Annotated in this window: 19 protein-coding genes; 11 read left to right on the top strand and 8 right to left on the bottom strand. The window is 65.9% G+C overall.

The genetic code is table 11. From position 1 onward, the window contains the following. Positions 1 to 298 precede the first annotated feature (298 nt). The 3 genes from U5768_RS01135 (at position 299) to U5768_RS01145 (ending at position 4,760) form a co-directional block, all read left to right on the top strand. Positions 299 to 1,192, top strand: coding sequence for a LysR family transcriptional regulator (locus U5768_RS01135; RefSeq protein WP_322028985.1), 894 nt, complete (start codon positions 299 to 301; stop codon positions 1,190 to 1,192). Positions 1,193 to 1,286: 94 nt separating this feature from the next. Further along, the gene (locus U5768_RS01140; RefSeq protein ID WP_322028541.1) at positions 1,287 to 3,257 is read left to right on the top strand and encodes an aconitase family protein; all 1,971 of its coding nucleotides are present in this window, start codon (positions 1,287 to 1,289) and stop codon (positions 3,255 to 3,257) included. 48 nt (positions 3,258 to 3,305) lie between these two features. Further along, on the top strand, positions 3,306 to 4,760 hold the full coding sequence (locus tag U5768_RS01145) for an MFS transporter (protein WP_322028542.1): 1,455 nt from the start codon (positions 3,306 to 3,308) through the stop codon (positions 4,758 to 4,760). Between the two features lie 93 nt (positions 4,761 to 4,853). On the opposite strand, the gene U5768_RS01150 is transcribed toward U5768_RS01145, so the two are convergent. Beyond that, complete coding sequence (locus U5768_RS01150; protein WP_322028543.1) at positions 4,854 to 6,266, bottom strand: cytochrome P450; 1,413 nt, start codon at positions 6,264 to 6,266, stop codon at positions 4,854 to 4,856. Positions 6,267 to 6,354: 88 nt separating this feature from the next. Here U5768_RS01150 and U5768_RS01155 point away from each other — a divergent pair, with 88 nt between their 5' ends. After that, complete coding sequence (locus tag U5768_RS01155) at positions 6,355 to 7,293, top strand: helix-turn-helix domain-containing protein (protein ID WP_322028544.1); 939 nt, start codon at positions 6,355 to 6,357, stop codon at positions 7,291 to 7,293. Between the two features lie 19 nt (positions 7,294 to 7,312). On the opposite strand, the gene U5768_RS01160 is transcribed toward U5768_RS01155, so the two are convergent. Continuing rightward, positions 7,313 to 8,296, bottom strand: coding sequence for an aldo/keto reductase (locus tag U5768_RS01160; protein ID WP_322028545.1), 984 nt, complete (start codon positions 8,294 to 8,296; stop codon positions 7,313 to 7,315). A gap of 136 nt (positions 8,297 to 8,432) precedes the next feature. Between U5768_RS01160 and U5768_RS01165 the strand changes: the two genes are divergently transcribed. Next, a complete protein-coding gene (locus tag U5768_RS01165) occupies positions 8,433 to 9,383 on the top strand; it encodes a LysR family transcriptional regulator (RefSeq protein WP_322028546.1) in 951 nt (316 codons plus the stop codon). A gap of 175 nt (positions 9,384 to 9,558) precedes the next feature. Next, positions 9,559 to 10,875: an ATP-binding protein gene (locus U5768_RS01170; RefSeq protein ID WP_322028547.1), complete on the top strand. Its 1,317-nt coding sequence runs from the start codon at positions 9,559 to 9,561 to the stop codon at positions 10,873 to 10,875. 37 nt (positions 10,876 to 10,912) lie between these two features. Here U5768_RS01170 and U5768_RS01175 read toward each other — a convergent pair whose 3' ends face one another. Continuing rightward, positions 10,913 to 11,281 carry a cupin domain-containing protein gene (locus tag U5768_RS01175; RefSeq protein ID WP_322028548.1) on the bottom strand — a complete coding sequence of 123 codons (369 nt, stop codon included), beginning with the start codon at positions 11,279 to 11,281 and terminating at the stop codon, positions 10,913 to 10,915. 215 nt (positions 11,282 to 11,496) lie between these two features. On the opposite strand from U5768_RS01175, the gene U5768_RS01180 reads away from it, so the two are divergent. The 3 genes from U5768_RS01180 to U5768_RS01190 are packed head-to-tail and all read left to right on the top strand — an operon-like array spanning position 11,497 to position 12,736. Then, positions 11,497 to 11,868, top strand: coding sequence for a GFA family protein (locus U5768_RS01180; RefSeq protein WP_322028549.1), 372 nt, complete (start codon positions 11,497 to 11,499; stop codon positions 11,866 to 11,868). Continuing rightward, on the top strand, positions 11,865 to 11,996 hold the full coding sequence (locus U5768_RS01185) for a hypothetical protein (RefSeq protein WP_322028550.1): 132 nt from the start codon (positions 11,865 to 11,867) through the stop codon (positions 11,994 to 11,996). Before U5768_RS01180 ends, U5768_RS01185 begins: the two co-directional genes overlap by 4 nt. Further along, positions 11,993 to 12,736: a response regulator gene (locus U5768_RS01190; protein ID WP_322028551.1), complete on the top strand. Its 744-nt coding sequence runs from the start codon at positions 11,993 to 11,995 to the stop codon at positions 12,734 to 12,736. The genes U5768_RS01185 and U5768_RS01190 overlap by 4 nt, the downstream gene beginning before the upstream one ends. Positions 12,737 to 12,757: 21 nt before the next feature. Here U5768_RS01190 and fusA read toward each other — a convergent pair whose 3' ends face one another. From fusA to U5768_RS01210, 4 genes are all read right to left on the bottom strand, one after another. Beyond that, entirely contained in the window at positions 12,758 to 14,812 is a 2,055-nt protein-coding gene (fusA, locus tag U5768_RS01195; protein ID WP_322028552.1) for an elongation factor G, read from the bottom strand. A gap of 182 nt (positions 14,813 to 14,994) precedes the next feature. Then, positions 14,995 to 15,768, bottom strand: a complete 774-nt coding sequence (locus U5768_RS01200) for a slipin family protein (RefSeq protein WP_322028553.1) — start codon at positions 15,766 to 15,768, stop codon at positions 14,995 to 14,997. After that, positions 15,765 to 17,267, bottom strand: a complete 1,503-nt coding sequence (locus U5768_RS01205; RefSeq protein WP_322028554.1) for a nodulation protein NfeD — start codon at positions 17,265 to 17,267, stop codon at positions 15,765 to 15,767. Before U5768_RS01205 ends, U5768_RS01200 begins: the two co-directional genes overlap by 4 nt. A 378-nt stretch (positions 17,268 to 17,645) precedes the next feature. Continuing rightward, positions 17,646 to 17,771 (bottom strand): hypothetical protein, encoded by a 126-nt coding sequence (locus U5768_RS01210; RefSeq protein WP_256094506.1) that lies wholly within the window; start codon positions 17,769 to 17,771, stop codon positions 17,646 to 17,648. 335 nt (positions 17,772 to 18,106) lie between these two features. On the opposite strand from U5768_RS01210, the gene U5768_RS01215 reads away from it, so the two are divergent. Together U5768_RS01215 and U5768_RS01220 are read left to right on the top strand one after the other, a co-directional pair. Continuing rightward, entirely contained in the window at positions 18,107 to 18,487 is a 381-nt protein-coding gene (locus tag U5768_RS01215) for a DUF4148 domain-containing protein (RefSeq protein ID WP_322028555.1), read from the top strand. A gap of 193 nt (positions 18,488 to 18,680) precedes the next feature. Next, complete coding sequence (locus tag U5768_RS01220) at positions 18,681 to 19,715, top strand: 2-hydroxyacid dehydrogenase (RefSeq protein ID WP_322028556.1); 1,035 nt, start codon at positions 18,681 to 18,683, stop codon at positions 19,713 to 19,715. A gap of 83 nt (positions 19,716 to 19,798) precedes the next feature. Here U5768_RS01220 and U5768_RS01225 read toward each other — a convergent pair whose 3' ends face one another. Next, positions 19,799 to 20,221 (bottom strand): organic hydroperoxide resistance protein, encoded by a 423-nt coding sequence (locus U5768_RS01225; protein WP_322028557.1) that lies wholly within the window; start codon positions 20,219 to 20,221, stop codon positions 19,799 to 19,801. Between the last annotated feature and the right edge of the window lie 2 nt (positions 20,222 to 20,223).

A 20,223-nucleotide genomic window follows, 5' to 3' on the forward strand; every position in this document is an offset into this window, starting at 1 on the left:
CCCCCTGGCATGTGAAAATCAGACGTAACAAAATGTCACACGAATTCACACCCGTTTCCAATTACCGAAACTTAGTGAATTTCTGCCGAATAGCAAGGTATTAATTACCTCAAATCCAGACGGTAATGCTTGCTGCATCGATTACGTATTCGCCCGCTATTTGCAGGCTTATCGGCAGTTTTTGAGCGGTCTGAAGTGCGCTGATGTAATTAATTCCTTGGCCTATATTCCCTTTTAAATGCCTTTCTGATTTAAATCGGGTCGGAATTTAATTGACGTGACTGATATCATGGCGGGCATGCGCATCGATCCCTATAGCCTCGAACTGTTCATTTCGGTCGTGGAGGAAGGTTCCATTGCCCGGGCGGCGAGCCGCAATCACATTGCGCCTTCCGCACTCAGCCGCCGCATGGCGGATCTGGAAGCGGCAATGGGGCTGCCTTTGCTCATCCGCTCTCCTTCCGGCGTCGAATTGACCGAGGCGGGCCGCCACGCGTTTTCTCGCGCGGCGGCGGTGCACGACCAGTTGCAGTCGCTCGCGCGCGAAGTTCAGTCGCTCAGCGGCGAGGTGGCGGGCGTCGTGCGCCTGTTCGCGAATGCGTCCGCGATCGTTGGCTTTCTGCCGGAGCGGCTCAAGGCCTTTCAGGCGCGCTATCCGCTCGTGCAAATCGCCCTGACCGAACAGATCAGCGACGAGGTCGTGCGGGCCTGCATGGAAGATCGCGCCGACGTGGGCATCTCCGCGAACGGCAGGACTCCCGGCGCGCTCGATTCATGGCACTTCGCCGACGACCCGCTCATGGTCGTGCTGCCGCCCGAACACGAACTGGCCGCGATGCAGGCGCTCACGTTCCACGACGTGCTGCGTTTTCCGCTCGTCGCGCTCCAGGCTGGCGGCTCGCTCGACCAGCTCCTCAAGGAGCGCGCCGCCGCTGCGCGCGTGCCGCTCAAGATTCCGGTGACGGTCAACAGCTTCGACGCCCAGTGCCGCATGGTCGAGGCCCAGCTTGGCATCGGCATCGTGCCGACCAGTGCGGCGTCGGCCTTCGCGGGCTCGCAGGGGTTCGTGCGCCGGCCTCTGGACGAACCGTGGGCGACGAGCCGCAGCCTGCGCTTGCACGCGTTGCGCAAGTCGCCGCGCCTGAGGGCCGTGCAGGCCCTGATCGATACGCTCGTGCAGCGCGAGGGTTAACGAGGACATCGCGAACGGCGATGCCCCCTTTGCCGATCGAGCACTTCGTCTCGCCGCTTCCTGCCGTCTAGATTTCCCCTCAAGGAGAAAGGGGATGGCAACACTGGAATTGACTGGCCGCATGTTATTTCTTTGCAATGACCCGGAGCAGGTCGAGCGGCAATTGCATGGCGACAGGCGTGACGCCGATCGGGAAGGCTTCACGCCAGACGCATTGAGAGACGACGTTTCGACTGACGAGATCACGCCCATGAGCGTGCTCACGCGCTTCGACGATCGCCTCGGCCGCGTGCCCTACGTCGGCTTTCAGGCGGGCGGGCGCAATCCCATTGGTATGGATTCCATACGAAATGGCGGGTTCAGCGTGACCGTGGCGGGGAGCCGCTACGGCAAGGGATCGTCGCGCGAGCACAGCCCGCTGGCGGAATATCGTGCGGGCATCCGGCTCGTCATCGCGCGCAGCTTCGAGCGCATCTATCGACAGAACGCCGACAACATCGGCTTGTTTACGTCGACGGATTTCGGGCTGATCGAGCGCATCCGGCGCGGCGAGCCGATCGACGTCGAAGAGCTGGTGGCGTCCCGCGACGGTTTGGCGGCTTCGATTCTGCGCAGCGGCGGCCTGCTGAAATACGGCGCGCAATACATGCGGAAGATCGAGCCTGTTTCGCAGTCCGCCAATCACGCCCCACGCACGTTCGCGCAGAAGATCCTCGAGCGTCACGTGTTACGCACCGGGCACACCGGCGAATCGCTCGCGCCGGGCGCAGGCGTTTTCGTCCGCGCGGACTGGCGTTTCATCCACGAGTACTACACGGGGATGGCCGCGCACATGCTGCATGCCACGTTCGGCAAGCCGCTTGCGCTGCATGAGCCCGAAACCCTGCTCGCGTTCGAAGATCACCTTTCGTATTCGCACAGGAGCGAGCTGCATGTGCGCAATGGACTGCTGCCTGATGTGCGCGAGCTTTCGGCTGCGCACCGGCAATTCGCGCACGACTATGGGGTGCATAACCACGGCTATCTGAGCGAACTCGAAGGCGGCATAAAAGAAGGCTCGGAAGGCATTTCCCACGCGATGATGGCCGAGCGTTACGCGCTGCCGGGTCAGGTCGTCGCCGGGACCGATTCGCATACGCCGCATAGCGGCGCGCTCGGGTGTCTCGCGTTCGGCGTGGGCACGACCGACATGGCGAATGCGTTCGTAACGGGCGCGGTGCGCATGACCGTGCCGCAGTCGCTGCGCGTGAATTTCCACGGCCCGATTCCCGCAGGCGTGACGGCAAAAGACCTCGTGCTGCACCTGCTCGCGCAACCAGGCATTCGCGCCGGCGCGGGCGTAGGAAAAGTGTTCGAGTTCGCCGGTTCCGCGATCATGCAATTGAGCACCGACGAACGCACGACGCTCACGAACATGACGGCGGAACTGGGCGGCTTCACAGGCATCGTGGCACCCGATGAGGAAACCGTGCGCTTTTTGCGCGAGCGCCGCGGCATCGAGTTCGCCATCGAGCCGTGGATGTGCAGCGACCCGGGCGCGACCTACGCCGAAGTCATCGACATCGACTGCGCGCGCCTCTCGCCGATGCTCGCCGCGCCGGGCGACCCCGGCAACGGCATTGCGCTGCATGACCTCGAAGCGAGGCCGCGCATCGACATCGCCTACGGCGGTTCGTGCACGGCAGGCAAGCGCGAAGACTTCGACCACTACCACGAAGTGCTGGCGTGGGCGGCGGCGCGCGGCATACGCGTGCCCGCCGAGGTGAAGCTCTATCTGCAATTCGGTACGTCCGACGTGCGCGACTATTGCGTGCGGCGCGGTTACATCGCCGCGTTCGAGCAGGTCGGTGCTATTCTCCTGCAGCCTTCATGCGGCGCATGCGCCAATTGCGGACCGGGGTCTTCCGTCGACGCGGGTCAGGTCACGATCAGCGCGATCAACCGCAATTTTCCGGGGCGCTCGGGGCCTGGCCGCGTCTGGCTCGCGAGCCCGCCAACGGTCGTGGCGAGCGCCCTCGCGGGCGAGATCGCGTCGTTTGACGAATTGAAAGAGCGCTACCGGTGAGCGCGGCGTAACGAACCATTGAATCGAATGACTACATTGGAGACAAACATGGCCATTCTGGAGGGCACGGCGAGCGTGCGGGCCGCAGACCATGGAACACCCGCCGATGCAAACGCGCTGGCCGAAGGCAGCGCGCAGTACGGCACAATATCGGCCCGTCTCGACCGGCTTCCGGCCACGCGCGCGGTATGGAAGCTGATCCTGTTGCTGAGCCTCGGGTTCTTCTTCGAACTGTACGATCTGCTCTTCACCGGCTATGTTGCGCCGGGTCTCGTTAAAAGCGGCATTCTCACTTCGACCACCCCCGGCCTTTTCGGCACCTCGGGTGTGGCGAGCTTCATCGCCGCGCTGTTTTGCGGCCTCTTCATCGGCACGGCCGCTTGCGGCTTTCTCGCCGATCGCTTCGGCCGGCGCGCCATCTTTACGTGGTCGCTGCTGTGGTATGTCGCGGCGAATACGGTCATGGCCTTCCAGGATACGGCGAGCGGACTGAACTTCTGGCGCTTCGTTTCCGGCGTGGGCATTGGCGTCGAGCTGGTGACCATCGGCACCTACCTCTCCGAGCTTGCGCCAAAACACTTGCGCGGCAGAGCGTTCGCGGTGTGCCAGGCCATCGGCTTTTCGGCCGTGCCTGTCGTGGCGTTTCTTTCGTGGCTGCTCGTACCGCGTGCGCTGCTGGGGCTCGATGGGTGGCGCTGGGTCGTGCTGCTCGGCGGCATTAGCGCGCTCTTCGTCTGGTACTTCCGGCGCAATTTGCCCGAGAGTCCGCGCTGGCTCGCAGGCAAGGGCCGCACCGAAGAAGCCGCTGCGGTGCTGGCGGACCTCGAAGACAAGGTGGCGCGGCAATACGGAGCGCCGCTGCCCGCGCCAGGCGCCGCCGACCCGGTGCCGCGAAAGGCAGGATTCGCGGACATGTGGAAGCCGCCGTACGGCAAACGCACCGTCATGCTCATCGTCTTCCATATTTTCCAGACGGTGGGCTTTTTTGGCTTCGCGAACTGGGTGCCCACGCTGCTCGTGAAGCAAGGCATTACCGTCACGTCGAGCCTCATGTACACCACGGTGATCGGACTCGCCGCGCCGCTCGGTCCGCTGCTCGGCTACTGGATTGCCGACCGTTTCGAGCGCAAGCATGTGATCGTCGGCATGGCGGCGATCAATATCGTGAGCGGCCTGTTGTTCAGCCAGGCGTCGGCGGCGGTGGCGATCGTCACGCTTGGCGTGCTGTTGACGCTCGCGGGCAACATCATTTCGTTCACCTATCACACGTACCAGCAGGAGCTTTATCCCACAGCGATTCGCGCGCGCGCCGTGGGCTTCGTGTATTCGTGGAGCCGGCTTTCGGCCGTGTTCAGTTCGTTCGTCATCGCTTTCACGCTCAAGGAGTTCGGCGTGACAGGCGTGTTCGTTTTCATCGCGGGCGCCATGGCGCTCGTGATGGTCGCCATCGGCCTGATGGGGCCGCGCACGCTGGGCAAGTCGCTGGAGAGCATTTCGCACTGAGCGCTTTTACTCCGCCGCCGGCTCTCGAGCGTTCGGCGCGTGTTCGGACAATGGGCGCAGTCCATGGCGCAGTGATCCCCGCGAACCGCTGGGCTAAGCCGGTGCGAGCGCAAGATGCAGCGGCGCCTGCGGCCTTAGCGTCACATTGAGCACGGGGCGCGGGGCCGCTGCGCCGTCCGGCACCGAGAGCGTGTAGCGTTGCAACAGCATCGCCGCGATCACCGTCATCTCGGTCATGGCCAGATGCTGACCCAGGCACACACGCGGACCCATGCCGAATGGCGACCACGCGCCGCGCTGCGCAGGCGCGGCGTCGCGGGCGAAGCGCTCGGGCTTGAACGCGGACGGCTCCGCAAACCAGCGCGCGTCGTGCTGCATCAATTGCACGGGCAACATGAACAGCGTGCGCGCCGGAAACCGCCACTCGCCAAGTTCCACCGCTCGCGTCGCGCGACGGTTGATCAGCACCGGTGCGGCGGGGTAGAGGCGCAGTGTTTCCTCCAGGGTCTGCGCGAGCCACGGCAGCGCGGTGCGCACGTCGGCGCCCGGCGCACGGCCTTGCAGCACCTCGCTCACCTCCGCGCGCGCGGCGGCTTGTGCCGAAGGATTCGAGGCCATGCACCATGCCCACCACGTGAGGGTGGCCGCCGTCGTCTCGTGACCGGCGAGAAAGGTCGTCATGCATTCGTCGCGCACCGCCTGGAGCGGCCATGTGGCCGGGTCTTCGCGATGCAGATGCAAGAGCCGCGAGAGCAGGTCGTCGGGCCATGCGCCAGCGCAAAGCGCCAGGCGCGCTTGCAGATGCTGCGCGATGAGATCCTTCAGCACGCGGATCGCCCGCCGCTTCGCGCGTTTCCAGGGCATCCAGTCGGGCGCGCTGGCGGGCCAATAGAATTCGGCGTTGGCGGCTTCGCTCGCCACCCGCACGGCGTCTTCGGCCTCGCGAGCCTGCGCGCCGATTTGCGCCGAAAACATCATCCGCAAGATCACGTCCATGGTGAGCGAGGTCAGCGCGGTTTCCACCGGCCAGCGCGCGTCATGCGACGGCCACTGCGCGAGCGCGCCTGCCGTTGCCGCCGCCACGCCCGGCACGAAGGCTTGTACGGTTTTCGGCGTGAAGCCGGGCTGCATCGCATGGCGCTTCACGCGCCACGCATCGTCTTCGGATGTCAGCACACTGTGGCCGTGCAATTGCGCGAAAATGCCCGTGCCGCGTTCCCAGCGGATCAGCGCGTCGTGATGCGTCACCAGCAGGTCGCGTGCGAGCTGCGGGTCGGTCAGCATGATCGCGTGCTCGGGGAACGTGCGCACATGCACGACGTCGCCGTAGGTGCGCTGCCACTGCGCGAGCGTGCCGAGCAGGTCGCGGGACATCTGGCGCAACAAGCGCCAGCCGGTCAGCCCGGCGGGTGGGCCGGGCGGCCATGTGCCGGTGGGCGCGGGCGTTGGCGGCTTCCCGTCGCGCTTCGCGTGGAAAGGGCATTGAGGGGTCGATGGCGTATTCATGCCTGGCATTGCACACCCTCCGGCGCCCGCGCGTCTTGAACGCAAACGACATCGACGCTCTTGCGGCGCTCGCCTATACTGCGCGGTCATGTCCACTGCAACGCCTTCCAGCCCGATTGTCTGCCCCGACCGATGGGCGCGCGCGCCGCGCGTATTGCGCGGCGCCGGGCATCCGCACGCGCGGCTCTATCCGCCGCCTGCGGCGTTGGCGGATGCCATCGTGGCGGTGGCCTGCCGCGACACGCGCGGTTTCGACCTGAACGACGCGCAACGCCTCTCGCATTTCCCGGCCTCGCCGCTCGTGTGTGTCTCGTGGTATCGCGACCTGGATGCGGGGCTCCTGGAATCGACCGCGAACGGGCCGCGGTGGCGGCCGTTCGGCACGGCGATCACGCTCTCGGGCAGCCAGTCGCAGCCCACCACGAGCTGGGCGCCTGGCACGGGCTTCGGCGGCATGGTGTGTTTCAACGCCGATGCAGCGAAGGCTTTGTTCGATCTCGATCTGGCCGCGGTTCACGACCGTTTTCTGTGCGCGCGCGAAACCTTGGGCCGCGAGTGGATGCCGCTCCTGGACGCCTTGCTTCGCACTGCCGACGATGCGCAGGCGCTCGCAGCGCTCGAATCCCATCTCGCGCTCCGCTGGTATGCGGTTCGCGGCCACCGCTCCGCCGTTGCCACGCTGCGCGAGGCGGGCCGCCGCTGGGTGGGGCGTCTCGCCTGGCAGGCGCGCGAATGGGGGCACACGCATAGCGCACGCCAGGTGGAGCGGCGCATCAAGGCTTACAGCGGGCGTTCGCTGCGCGAGTGGCACTCGCTCGTGAAGGCCGAGGGCGCGTATTTCGCGGCAACGGAGCGCCTCGCCAACGGTGAGTCCTTCGACTGGGCGGCGTTCGCCCACGACGAAGGCTTCGCGGATCAGGCGCACCTGAGCCGCACGACCCGCCGCATGACCGGCTTCTCGCCCACCGACTTCGCGCAGCGCTATGTCGAGGACGAGTCGTTCTGGATGTACCGTCTGTGGGTGTGAGCGGGCCGCGCGCGCGAGCCTAGCGATCCACCCGCTGTTGCCACTGCGCGGGATATCGGTCGCCCACCACCTGAATCGCCTTGAGCGCAGCTTCAATATCGGCGAGATCGCCCGCGCTCAACTCGATGCTGGCCGCACCGACGTTTTCGTCGAGACGCGAAAGCTTGGTAGTGCCAGGAATCGGCACGATCCACGGCTTTTGTGCGAGCAGCCAGGCCAGCGCGATCTGCGCGCGCGTCGCGCCTTTGCCTTCGGCGAGACGGCCCAGCACGTCGACGAGTCCCGCATTGGCCTTGCGGTTCTCCTCCGTAAAGCGCGGCACCATAGCCCGGAAGTCGCTCTGATCGAACGACGTGCGCTCATCGATCGCGCCGGTCAGAAAGCCCTTGCCGAGCGGGCTGAACGGAACGAAGCCAATGCCCAGTTCTTCCAGAACCGGCATCACCTTGTGCTCCGGCTCGCGCCACCACAGCGAGTATTCGCTTTGCAGCGCGGCCACGGGCTGCACGGCGTGAGCGCGGCGAATGGACTGCTCGCCCGCTTCGGAAAGGCCGAAGTGCTTTACCTTGCCTTCGCGGATCAGGTCCTTCACCGTGCCCGCCACGTCTTCCATCGGCACGTTCGGATCGACGCGATGCTGATAGAAGAGGTCGATGCGGTCGGTCTTCAGGCGCTTGAGCGACGCCTCGGCCACGGCGCGGATGCGCTCGGGCCGGCTGTCCATCGGCTTCTTCGAGTCGCCGTCCTGGAAGCCGAATTTCGTGGCGATCGCCACCTGGTCGCGAATGGGCGCGAGCGCTTCGCCCACGAGTTCTTCGTTGACGAAAGGCCCGTAGACTTCGGCCGTGTCGAAGAAGGTGACGCCGCGCTCGAACGCCGTGCGGATCAGACGGATGGCGTCGTTCTTTTCGGTGGCGGGGCCGTAGCCGAAGCTCAGGCCCATGCAGCCCAGACCCAATGCGGAAACTTCTAGGCCGTTCTGGCCGAGTGTGCGCTTTTGCATGTTTTGCTCCTTTAAAGCGATGGGACGTGCGGCCTCGACGTTTGCCCGGAGCCGCCTTTACCCGTCGAGTGTAGGTTGCTGTGTCCCGCTCAACAATCCCGCTAAGATTGCATGAGGTATTGAGAGGAATTCATAAATGATGCGCACCGGTTTATCCGAACTGACGGCCTTCGTGACGATCGCCGAGCAGCGCAGCTTCAGCGGCGCGGCGCGCACGCTGGGCGTTTCGCCGTCCGCGCTCAGCCATACCGTGCGCAACCTGGAGGCGAAGCTCGGCGTGCGCCTCCTGAACCGCACCACGCGTTCCGTGGCGCTGACCGAGGCGGGCGAGCAGTTGCTCAACCGCGTGCGTCCCGCGATGGCCGATCTCGAAGACGCCGTAAACGACGTCGCGACCGCGAGCAACCGGCCTTCGGGATCGATCCGCATCAGCGCTTCGGAATCGGGCGCGCGCCCGCTCATTCGCCACGTGCTGCCGGACTTCCTCGCCCGTTATCCGGACATCCGCGTGGAATTCGTGGTCGATACGCGGCTCGTGGACATTGTCGCCGGCGGGTTCGACGCGGGCGTGCGCCTGCTCGAAGACGTGCCGCGCGACATGATCGCCATCCGCTTCACGCAGGACATGCGCTTTGGCGCGGTCGCCTCGCCCGCGTATCTGGCGCGGCACGCGCCGCCGCGCGCGCCGCACGACCTCGCGCAGCATCGCTGCATCCGCTTTCGCTTCGAGAGCGGCGCGCTATTCCGCTGGGATTTCGCGCACGGCGGCAAGAGCGCCAGCATCGACGTGGACGGCGCGCTCACCCTCGGCAATCCCAACCTCATGGTCGATGCGGCGCTCGCCGGGGTGGGCGTGGCGTGGGTGCCGGAATCGCTCGTGGCCGAGCATGTGGCCGCCGGGCGGCTCGTTCACCTGCTGCCCGAATGGGGGCCGGTGTTTTCGGGGCTCTCCCTTTACTGTCCGGCCAATCGCCATCCGCCCGCCGCGCTGCGCCTCTTCGCGCAGGCCGTGCGTGAGTGGGCCGGGACGAACGATATCGCCGGCATGGCCCATGCCGCACCGCAGCACAAGCCGCAAACGCCGTAAAACGAACCGGCCTGCAATGTATTGTGTCCCGCACTCGCGCCGATACAGTGAGATACAAAGCCGCTCGCGGCATGCGGTATAAACCCACCATTCCCTGCACACGGAGTTCGAACATGCACGCCGATGGATTTGCGGGCCGCCGCCGCGCGCCGCTGGTTTCGCGGGCGGCGCGGCAATGAGCGCGCCGCACTGGCCGCGCACGCTGTTCGCGCGCCTGGCCCTGATCCTGTGCGTCGGGCTCGCGCTTGCGCAGTTGCTGTCGTTCAAGCTCACGATGACCGAGCGCAACGACGCCACCGCGAACATGATGACCGACTACATTTCGCGCGAAGTCGCCATCTCCGTCGCGTTGCTCGATCATCTGCCCGCGGCCGAACGCGCGGCGTGGCTGCCGCAGCTCGCGCGGCGCACCTACAGTTTCATTCTCGGTCCCGGCACGCCCGGCGAGCCGCCCGACGCGAGCCGCTCGAAGAGCGTGGCCTCGGCCATTGCGGCGGGACTTGCCGGCAAGTACGCGCTCACGACCAATTCGGTGCCCGGCAAGGGCGAACGCCTGCAGATCCATCTGCGGCTTTCGGACGGCTCGCCGCTCACCATCGACTATCGCCCGGGCCCGGCGCTGCCGTTGTCGGGCTGGCTGCCGGCGGTGCTCGTCGCCCAGCTTGTCGTGCTGGCGGCGTGCTGCTGGTTCGCGGTGCGCACGGCCACGCGGCCGCTGCACGAACTCGCCCGCGTGGCCGACGCGCTGGGCCCGGACCTGAAGGCGGAGCGCCTGGAGGAAGAAGGGCCTTCCGAAGTCGCGCGCGCGGCGCGCGCATTCAACGCGATGCAGCAGCGCATTGCGGCGCACGTGGCCGAGCGCATGCAGATTCTCGCGGCCATCTCGCACGATTTGCAGACGCCGATTACGCGCATGCGCCTGCGTGTGGACCAGATGGACGACGAAGCGCAGGCGGGCAAGCTCGCGCAGGACCTGCACGAAATGGAGCAACTGGTGAAGGAGGGCGTGGCGTACGCGCGCACGCTGCACGGCACCGGCGAAGCGGCCGCACGCGTCGATCTCGACGCGCTGCTCGACAGTCTCGTATGCGATTACGTGGATGCGGGCTCGCCCGTGACCTTCGAGCGCCGCCTCGACGTGGCGATCGTTACGCGCGTGCAGGCGCTGCGGCGCATTGTCGGCAATCTCGTCGATAACGCGCTGAAATACGGCAGCACGGCGGCTATCGAAGTGAGCGCGTCGCCGCAGGACAAGACCGTCACGATCTCGGTGCTCGACAGCGGCCCCGGCATTCCCGAAGACGCGCTCGAAAAGGTATTCGAGCCGTTCTACCGGCTCGAAACCTCGCGCAATCGGGGCACGGGCGGCACGGGTCTCGGCCTTGCGATCTCGCGCCAGCTCGCCGTGGCGATGGGCGCCCAGCTCACGCTGCGCAACCGGCCCGAAGGCGGGCTCGAAGGGCGGCTCGTGCTGGGCGGCGCGCAGGCGTGAAATGTGGAATGCGGTGTGCCGCGAGCGTTCGTCGCGGTCAATCGGCGAGCGGAATGAACACGTTGAACTGGCCTTCCTCAGGGTGGCGCGAACGATGACCCTTGCCCACGGTGTCCTCGCACAGCACGACCGTGCCGGGCTCGCAGTGGCGCGTGTCGCCGTCGCTGGTTTCGAACTCGACCCAGCCGGTCATCCAGAGCACGAACTGACGAACCGGGGTGGTGTGCCAGTCCGCCTCCTTGAGGCCCGCGGGCACCCAGCCAAAGCGCACGGCCTTTGTTTGTTGCCACGTCGAAAGATAAATGGGCGGGATGTTGGGAAAAAGCTCCAGCGGCGTGAGCGGAATATCGATGTCCTCGAAATGGGACTCGCCCTGGGGGTCGGCGTAGATTCGCAGACATTTCATGGGGGCCTCCTGGAGCCGTTCCCTGCGTTGCGCGCTACCGCACATTGTGGTCCCGAACCGCGCGGCGCGGTTTCGATGTGTACGCCGTGCAATGTGTTGTGTAGAAGCGCGCAACGGATACTGTGCGATGCAGCGCAGCGTGCGTATTACGCTATAAATCACGCCATAAATCGCGCGATGAATCAGCCAACGAAATCGATCGAAAGGAGAACACGATGAGCACGACGAACTGGAAGGGTTCCTGTCATTGCGGTGCGGTACAGTTCGAAGTCCGCACGGCGATCGAGCCAGCCGGGCGCTGCAACTGCAGCCTGTGCCGCCGCAAGGGCGCGCTGATGAGCCCGATGTTCGAGGGCAGCGAACTCAAGATTCTCGCGGGCGAAGACGCGCTCACGCTGTACCAGTTCAACACGCGCGTGGCGAAGCATTACTTCTGCAAGCACTGCGGCATCTATCCGTTTCACCAGACGCGCAGGGACCCGACGCGCTGGCGCGTCAATCTCGGCTGCCTGGAGGGCGTGGACATCTACGCGCTCGAAGCGTCGGTTGCCGACGGCGCGAGCCTTTCCGTCATGGAGGACGCATGAAACGCCTGCTCGCCATCCTGTTCTTCGCGGCGAGCGGCGTGGCTGCGGAGATCGCGCATCCGGTGTACTGTTCGTGCATCGCGGAAACCCGCTCACGCCTCGCGCGCAAGGAGAAAAACAATCCATGACGGAAAAGATCGATCACGTCCTGATCGTCGACGACGATCGCGGCATACGCGAACTGGTCGGGGCCTACCTCGAAAAGAACGGCATGCGCGTGTCGCTGGCCGCAAACGGGCGCGAGATGCGCGCGGTGCTGGAAAGCGGCGCGCCCGACCTGATCGTGCTCGACCTCATGATGCCCGGCGACGACGGCCTCGTGCTGTGCCGCGAACTGCGCGCGGGCAAGTTCCGCGCCGTGCCCGTGGTGATGCTCACCGCGCGCAACGAGGAGACGGACCGCATCGTGGGTCTGGAAATGGGCGCCGACGACTATCTGCCCAAGCCTTTCGCCGTGCGCGAATTGTTCGCGCGCATCCGCTCGGTGCTGCGCCGCACACGCATGCTGCCGCCGGGCATGGAGGTGAGCGAGTCGGCGCAACTGCTCGCATTCGGGGACTGGCGGCTCGATACCACGGCGCGCCATCTGCTCGACGCCGAAGGCACGATCGTCGCGCTGAGCGGCGCGGAATACCGGCTGCTGCGCGTGTTTCTCGACCATCCGCAGCGCGTGCTCACGCGCGACCAGTTGCTGAGCCTCACGCAGGGCCGTCAGGCCGATGCGTTCGACCGTTCGATCGATCTGCTCGTGAGCCGGCTGCGCCAGCGTCTGCGCGACGAGGCGCGCGAGCCGCGTTACATCAAGACGCTGCGCAGCGAGGGGTATGTGTTTTCGTCGGCGGTTAGCACGGTCGAAGCGCCGGAGTAAGGGCGGCCCGAAACCGGGCGCTCACTCCGCGCTCTCCCCGCGGCCCTTGTGCTGCGCCGCCAACCGCTCCTGATGCGCCGGCGGCACGGGATCATAGTGGCTTAGCTGAATGCTGTAGTTCCCGTGGCCGCCCGCGAGCGAATTCAGCCGCGACTGGTAATCGTTAAGCTCCGCAAGCGGCACCTTCCCCGCAATGACCATGGCCTGGCCGCCCATCGTGCGCGTGCCGTGCACCTGCCCGCGCCGCGCGGAAAGATCGCCGATGATGTCGCCCATCGCGGCCTCGGGCGTCATCACCTCGATATCGACAATGGGTTCGAGCACGATGGGCTGCGCTTTCAAAACCGCATCGATAAACGCCTTGCGCCCCGCGGTAACGAATGCCACTTCCTTCGAATCGACGGGATGATGCTTGCCGTCGTACACGATCACGCGCACGTCCTGCATCGGAAAGCCCGCGAGCGGCCCGCGGTCGATCACCTGCAGGATGCCTTTTTCCACCGCCGGCATGAATTGCGAAGGAATCGCGCCGCCTTTCACGGCATCGACGAACTCGAAGCCCGCGCCGCGCGGCAAGGGCTCGACACGCAGCATCACTTCGCCGAACTGGCCCGCGCCGCCCGTCTGCTTCTTGTGGCGGCAATGGCCCTCGGCCTTGCCGCTTATCGTCTCGCGCCACGCAATCGTGGGCGGCCGCGTCACGACGTCGAGTTTGTACTGGTCGGTCAAGCGCTCCAGCATGTAGCGCAGATGCAGTTCGCCCAGTCCGCGCACCACGGTTTCGTTGGTGCCCTCGGGGTGATCGATCTGCAGGCAAGGGTCTTCCGCCGCGAGTTTTTGCAGCACTTCCCACACGCGTTGCTCATTGCCGCGCCGCGCCGGCTCGATAGCGAGACCGTAAATCGGATTCGGAAACGCAGGCGCCGTGAGGTGAATGTTGCCGTCTTCGGGCGCGTCGTGCAGCACGGCGTCGAAGCCGATGTCATCGGCCTTCGCGACCGCGCAGATATTGCCGGGCCCCGCGCGCTGCACTTCCGTATGCTCCTTGCCCTGCAGCATCAGCAGGTGCGCCACCTTGAACGGCTGCCGCGCGTTGCCGATATAAAGCTGGCTATCGCGCGTAACGGTGCCCTGATGAATGCGAAACACGGCCACCTTGCCGATATACGGGTCCATCACGATCTTGAACACATGCGCGAGCACGTGCTTGCCGGCGTTTGGCTCGGCGTGCACGGGTTCCTTGCCTTCCTTGCCGTCCACCTCGCGGTAAAAGAGCGGCGGATTGCCTTCGGTGACGTTGGGCAGGAGCTTCACGAATACGTCGAGCAGTTGCGCGATGCCCGCGCCCGTTGCCGTGGAGGTGAAACACACGGGCACGAGATGCCCTTCGCGCAAGGCGCGCTCGAACGGCTCGTGCAGTTGTTCGGGGCTGATGGCTTCGCCTTGTTCGAGGTATAGCTCCATCAACTCGGGATCGAGTTCGATCACCTGATCGACGAGCGCATTGTGCGCCGCTTCCACCGAATGAAAATCGGCCTCGCCCGCAGGGTTGAAAAAGCAGTCCACCACGTCGCGGCCGCCGTGCGCGGGCAGATTGATCGGCAAGCAGGTCTTGCCAAAAGTCTCCTGTATCTGCGCGAGCAGTGCGGGCAAATCGACCTTTTCCGCGTCGATGCCGTTCACGACGATCATGCGGCATAGCTTGCGCTGCTGCGCGTACGTCATCATGCGGGTCGTCGTCATTTCGATGCCGGTGCGCGCGTTGATGACGATGGCCGCCGTTTCGACCGCGGGCAGCGCGCTCATCGACATGCCGGCGAAGTCGGGATAGCCGGGCGTGTCGAGCAGATAGATGCGCGTGTCCTGATGATCGAAGTGGGCGATGGCGGAATTGAGGGAGTGGTGATACTTGCGTTCGAGCGGATCGAAATCGCAGAGGGCGGTGCCGCGATTCACGCTGCCTGGCGCGTGCAGCGCGCCGCCCTGGTGCAGGAGCGCTTCCGCAAGCGAGGTCTTGCCGCAGCCGGCATGGCCGACCAGAGCGATCGTGCGGATGGCTTCGGGACTGTAATCCATGGCCGCCGTCGTCCGTTAGTGGATGTTCGGCAATTATTGGCGATATTTCCGCGCTCTGCCAATGCCAAGCTCAAAAGTTGCGTGCATGAACGCGCGCAGACGGGCAGTGCGCCGGTTTCGCTGCGCTGCAATATTCAGTTGAACTGGAGAAAACGCTTGGCCCCCAAAACGGGACGGATCGCTCACAGTTCGCGCGGCGGCCCTGCGCGATCTATCAGCGCGTTGAGCAGTTCGATGGGCAGCGGGAAGACGATGGTGGAGTTCTTGTCGGCGGCGATGGTGGTGAGCGTTTGCAGATAGCGCAGTTGCATGGCCTGTGGCTGCTGTGCGAGACATTGCGCGGCCTGCAGCAATTTTTCGGACGCCTGAAGTTCGCCTTCCGCGTGAATCACTTTCGCGCGGCGCTCGCGTTCGGCCTCGGCCTGGCGGGCAATCGCGCGGATCATCGTTTCGTTCAGATCCACGTGCTTGATTTCGACGTTCGACACCTTGATGCCCCACGCATCCGTTTGCGCATCCAGCACTTTCTGGATGTCGGCGTTCAGTTGCTCGCGCTCGGCGAGCAGGGCGTCGAGTTCGTGCTTGCCGAGCACGGCGCGCAGCGTGGTTTGCGCGAGCTGGCTCGTCGCCTCGACGTAGCGCGCAACCTGAATCACGGCCTTTTCCGGGTCCACGACGCGAAAATAGACCACGGCGTTCACCTTCACCGAAACGTTGTCGCGCGTGATGACGTCTTGCGACGGCACGTCGAACACCACGGTGCGCAGGTCGATGCGCACGGCCATCTGCACCACGGGAACAATCAGCACGAGCCCCGGCCCCTTGACCTTCCAGAAGCGCCCGAGCATGAACACGACGCCCCGTTCGTACTCCTTGAAGATGCGGATGGACGACAAGGCGAGCAGCACCACCAGCGCGATCAGAAGACCTGTGAAGCCGAACGTGAAGCCGATCATGAACGTTCTCCCTGGCCGTGTGCCTTGTCCTCCACCGCGCCGTGCAGCGGGGTGACGGTGAGCGTGAGGCCGCTGCGCGAACTGACGCGTACGCGGCTGCCGGCGGCGAGGGGCGTCGCGCATGCCACGTGCCAGCGCTCGCCGTGCACGCGAGCCCAGCCCGTGGCGGACGTCGCGCGCCCGGGCCGCGGATCGGGATGCAGGCCCTCGTCGATCACCTCGCCGATGGCGCCCACCATCGCCTCGGCGCCCGTCACCACGGGCCGCCGCCGCGCGCGCAGGGCGACGCTCGATACCATGGCGACGAACGCCGCGCCGCCGAGCGCAAGGCCCGCAATGAGCGGGATGGGAATGCCGTAGCCGGGCGCGCTGGTGTCCATCAGCATGAGCGCGCCGATGGCGAACGCCACGATGCCGCCGAAGCCCACCACGCCGAACGTCGGCAAAAAGGCCTCCGCGACGAGGCACGCGAGCCCGAGCAGGACGAGCCCGAGACCCGCGTAGTTCACGGGCAGCAACTGCATGGCGAAGAGGCCCACGAGCAAGCAGGTCGCGCCCGCCACGCCGGGCAGCACGAAGCCGGGATTCGCGAACTCGAAGAAGAGGCCGTACACGCCGATGGTCAGCAGAATCAGCGCGACGTTCGGGTCGGCGATGATCGAGAGAAAGCGGTTGCGCCAGTCGGGCGCGACGACTTCGAGCGGCGCGTGCGCCGTGGCTACGCGTAGCGTGCCTGCCGTGGTCGTGACGGTGCGGCCATCGAGCTGGCGCGCGAGATCGGCGGGGTCCCGGGCGATCAGGTCGATCACGTGCTGGTCGCGTGCTTCTTCGTCCGAGAGGCTCACGGCCTCGCGCACCGCGCGCTCGCCCCACGCGGCGTTGCGTCCGCGCAGTTGCGCGAGGCCGCGTATGTAGGCAGCGGAGTCGTGCATGACCTTGCGGGCTTCGGTCGATGCGTTGTCGTCGGCGTGCGGCGGCGACGCGCCGGAGGCTGCCTGCGGCGCTTGAGCCGGGCTGCCGGGCGCCCCGCCCATGCCGCCCACGCCGAGCTGCACCGGCGAAGCCGCGCCGAGGTTCGTCCCCGGCGCCATGGCGGCGAAATGGCTCGCGTAGACGATATAGGTGCCCGCGCTCGCGGCGCGCGCGCCGCCCGGCGCGACGAAAGCCGCGACCGGCACCGGCGAGGCGAGGATCGCCTTGATGATCTGGCGCATCGAGGTGTCGAGTCCGCCGGGCGTATCCAGTTCGAGGATCGCGAGCGGTGCGCGCTCGCGCTCGGCGTGTTGCAGCGAGCGGACGATGAAATCGGCGCTGGCGGGTCCGATCGCACCGTTTACCGTCATGACGACGACAGGCGGGCTTGCCGCCGCCAGCGCGGCCCATGCGAGCAGCAACGCGACGAACACGGCGGCACGCGCAAGCCGCGCCGTGAGCGGATGGTGAGGATGAGCGGGCGGCGCGCGGTGCGCCGCGGCATGCGAGGGGCGATGATCGCGCATCGGGAGTCCGGAGCCTGGCGCGCGGGGGGCGCGCGTTCCGGTTCACAGATGGGGCAGGAGCCGATACCTCAAGATTAGGCGCTTTCCGCCCAAAGCGCGAACCGGCCCGAGGGCGTGCGCCTCACGGACGGTGCTGCGCTTATTCGGTAACGGGCAAGTCGTTGCTGCCGCAACCGAATGGCGGGACGCGCAAGAGGCTCACACGAAGCCGCCGGCCACTGGTCGCTTTACGACGGCACGCACGAAAAAAGAAACCACAGATGTGGCGATGCGGGCCCTGGTTGGGCGCCGCCTGAAACCCGACCGCTCGATGCGGCCGTGCGTTACGGCTCGCCCCCGCTCGTGCGGGCAGGGACGCTTGCTGCGGTCAGGCGCGGATTAGTACCAGCGGCGCTGAGCTTCCGCGAGCAGTTCGCAGTATTCGAGGTGACGGTTCAGCGCTTCGGCGCCGAGACGACGCAGTGCAGCCAGAACTTGAGTCAGCTTTTCGACGATTGCACCCATGATTTCCTCTTTGCTAGGGTTAGTGCCTAAGGGATAACCCTAGTATAAAGATGACGGGGGCAGAATGCAAGGCTTTGAAGAGGTTAAGTGTGCAGTGCAGCAACGTTTTTTGATTCGTCCCTTATTGATGTGGCGATTCGGGTGTGCCAGTTGTGCCAGTTCGCGCGGCGCCCCTTCCTGTATCGCACTGTGTCTGGCCACGCGCCCGACAAGCGCGCTTGCAAAAACGCCCGCGCGCGCAAACAAGCCAGATACATCGCGGCGTTCAAATGTCTCCTACGCAAGGTTGATACACAACAGTGCGCAACCACTCACCCAACGTCAGGAGAAACACCATGAAACTCGCACAATCGTTCGCCGCCGCCGCGCTTGCCGCCCTTGTCGCCGTTCCGGCGCTCTCGTTCGCACAGTCGAGCCAGCCGGTTAGCCGCGCCGAAGTGAAGGCCGAACTCGTGCAACTCCAGAAGGCCGGCTACAACCCCGCCAGCGACAACACGCAATACCCCGCGAACCTGCAAGCCGCGCTCTCGCGCGTGAACGCGGGGAATGGCGCTGCGGCTTCGGCGTTCGGCGGCGTGGTTCAGGGCGCGTCCGCAGCGGGCAGCCGCACGCATGTTCGCGGCGTATCGGGTGTATCGGACTTATCGGGCGCCTCGGGTGCGAACGCCGCCGATCAGGATGTCGTTGGCCTCGGCCCGATCTACGCCCATTCGTAATGCGCGCGGCCCGACGCCGCGAACCGGCCGCGAAGCGCGCCACGCACCGGCGAGCTTCGCGGCTTTGCCGCATCCATGCCCGGCCCGCTGGCTTCCTGCTGTTACCATGTGCTGGCACGCGCGAACGCATTCGCGTTCGAGTTCAAGACGCATCATCCATGCGCATACCGCCCGAAGCTCGCACGAGGTCAACATGCCGGGAACCCAGCCGCCCACTTCCGCCCGCCCGCGCATGATCCTGTTCAGCGCGCGCCCATACGACGTCGATACGTTCGGCGAGGCGAACAGCGCTTTCCAGTACGAATTGCACTACCAGGAATCGCATCTCGACGCCGAAACCGCCGTGATCGCCGATGGATACGACGTGGTTTGCCCGTTCGTGAACGATACGGTCGATGCCGCGACGCTCGAGCGCCTTCACAAGGGCGGCACGCGGTTCGTGGCGCTGCGCTCGGCCGGTTTCAATCATGTCGATCTAGCGGCGGCGCAGCGTCTTGGCATGCCCGTCGCGAGAGTGCCTGCGTACTCGCCGCACGCGGTGGCCGAGCATGCCGTCGGGCTGATCCTCGCGCTGAACCGCAAATTGCCGCGCGCCGTCTCGCGCACGCGCGAAGGCGACTTTTCGCTGGCGGGGCTGCTCGGTTTCGATCTGCATGGGAAGACGGTCGGCGTGGTCGGCACGGGCATCATCGGCAGGTGTTTTGCGCGCATCATGGCGGGCTTCGGCATGCAGGTGCTCGCGCACGACCCGGGCACGCCCGCCGCCGACCTGCTCGCGCTCGGCGCGCATTATGTGCCGCTCGACACGCTGCTCGCGCAGTCGGACGTGGTGAGCCTGCATTGCCCGCTCGTTCCCGCCACGCGCCATTTGATCGACGGCCGCGCGCTCGCGAAGATGAAGCGCGGCGCCATGCTCATCAACACCGGGCGCGGCGGCCTCGTGGAAAGCAGCGCGCTCGTGGATGCGCTCAAGAGCGGCCAGCTCGGACACCTCGGTCTCGACGTGTACGAGGAGGAGGGCGGCATCTTTTTCGAGGATCATTCCGATGCGCCGCTGCAGGACGACGTACTCGCGCGTCTCCTGATGTTTCCGAACGTGATCGTCACGTCGCACCAGGCGTTCTTCACGCGCGAGGCCATGAGCGAGATTGCGCAGACGACGCTGCGTAACGTGCAAGCCTGGCGCAACGGCTCGCCGGCCAATCTCGTGGACGCGCCGCACGGCTAAAGAACCACGTGTACGGCAACACGCGGTAAGGAAGCGGGGCGCGCGCAAGCCGCCCCGCTTTTTTGCGTTCGCCCGCTACGCGATCACGCCCCGGCGACGGCGAGCGTGACGTCGATGTTGCCGCGCGTCGCCTTCGAATACGGGCAGATCTGATGCGCCGTTTCGACGATGCGCTGCGCCATCTCGCGATCGACGCCCGGCAGCGTGACGTTCAGGCGGCCGCGCAGTTTGAAGGCGTCGTCGGCGTTGACGAGGTCGATCTCGGCGTCCACCGCCACGTCGCGCGGCAGCGTCGCGCCCAGCTTCGCGGCGGCGCGGCCCATCGCGCCGATGAAGCACGCCGACCAGCCCGCCGCGAACATCTGCTCCGGGTTCGTGCCCGGCCCGCTCGAACCGGGCGGCGACAGCTTCACGTCCAGACGTCCGTCCCCGCTGCGCGCCGCGCCGTCGCGGCCGCCGGTGGTGTGGGTCTTGCCGGTGTACAGCACTTTTTCTGCCTGCGTCATGG

Source organism: Paraburkholderia sp. J76, assembly GCF_905220295.1.
Lineage (GTDB): Bacteria > Pseudomonadota > Gammaproteobacteria > Burkholderiales > Burkholderiaceae > Paraburkholderia.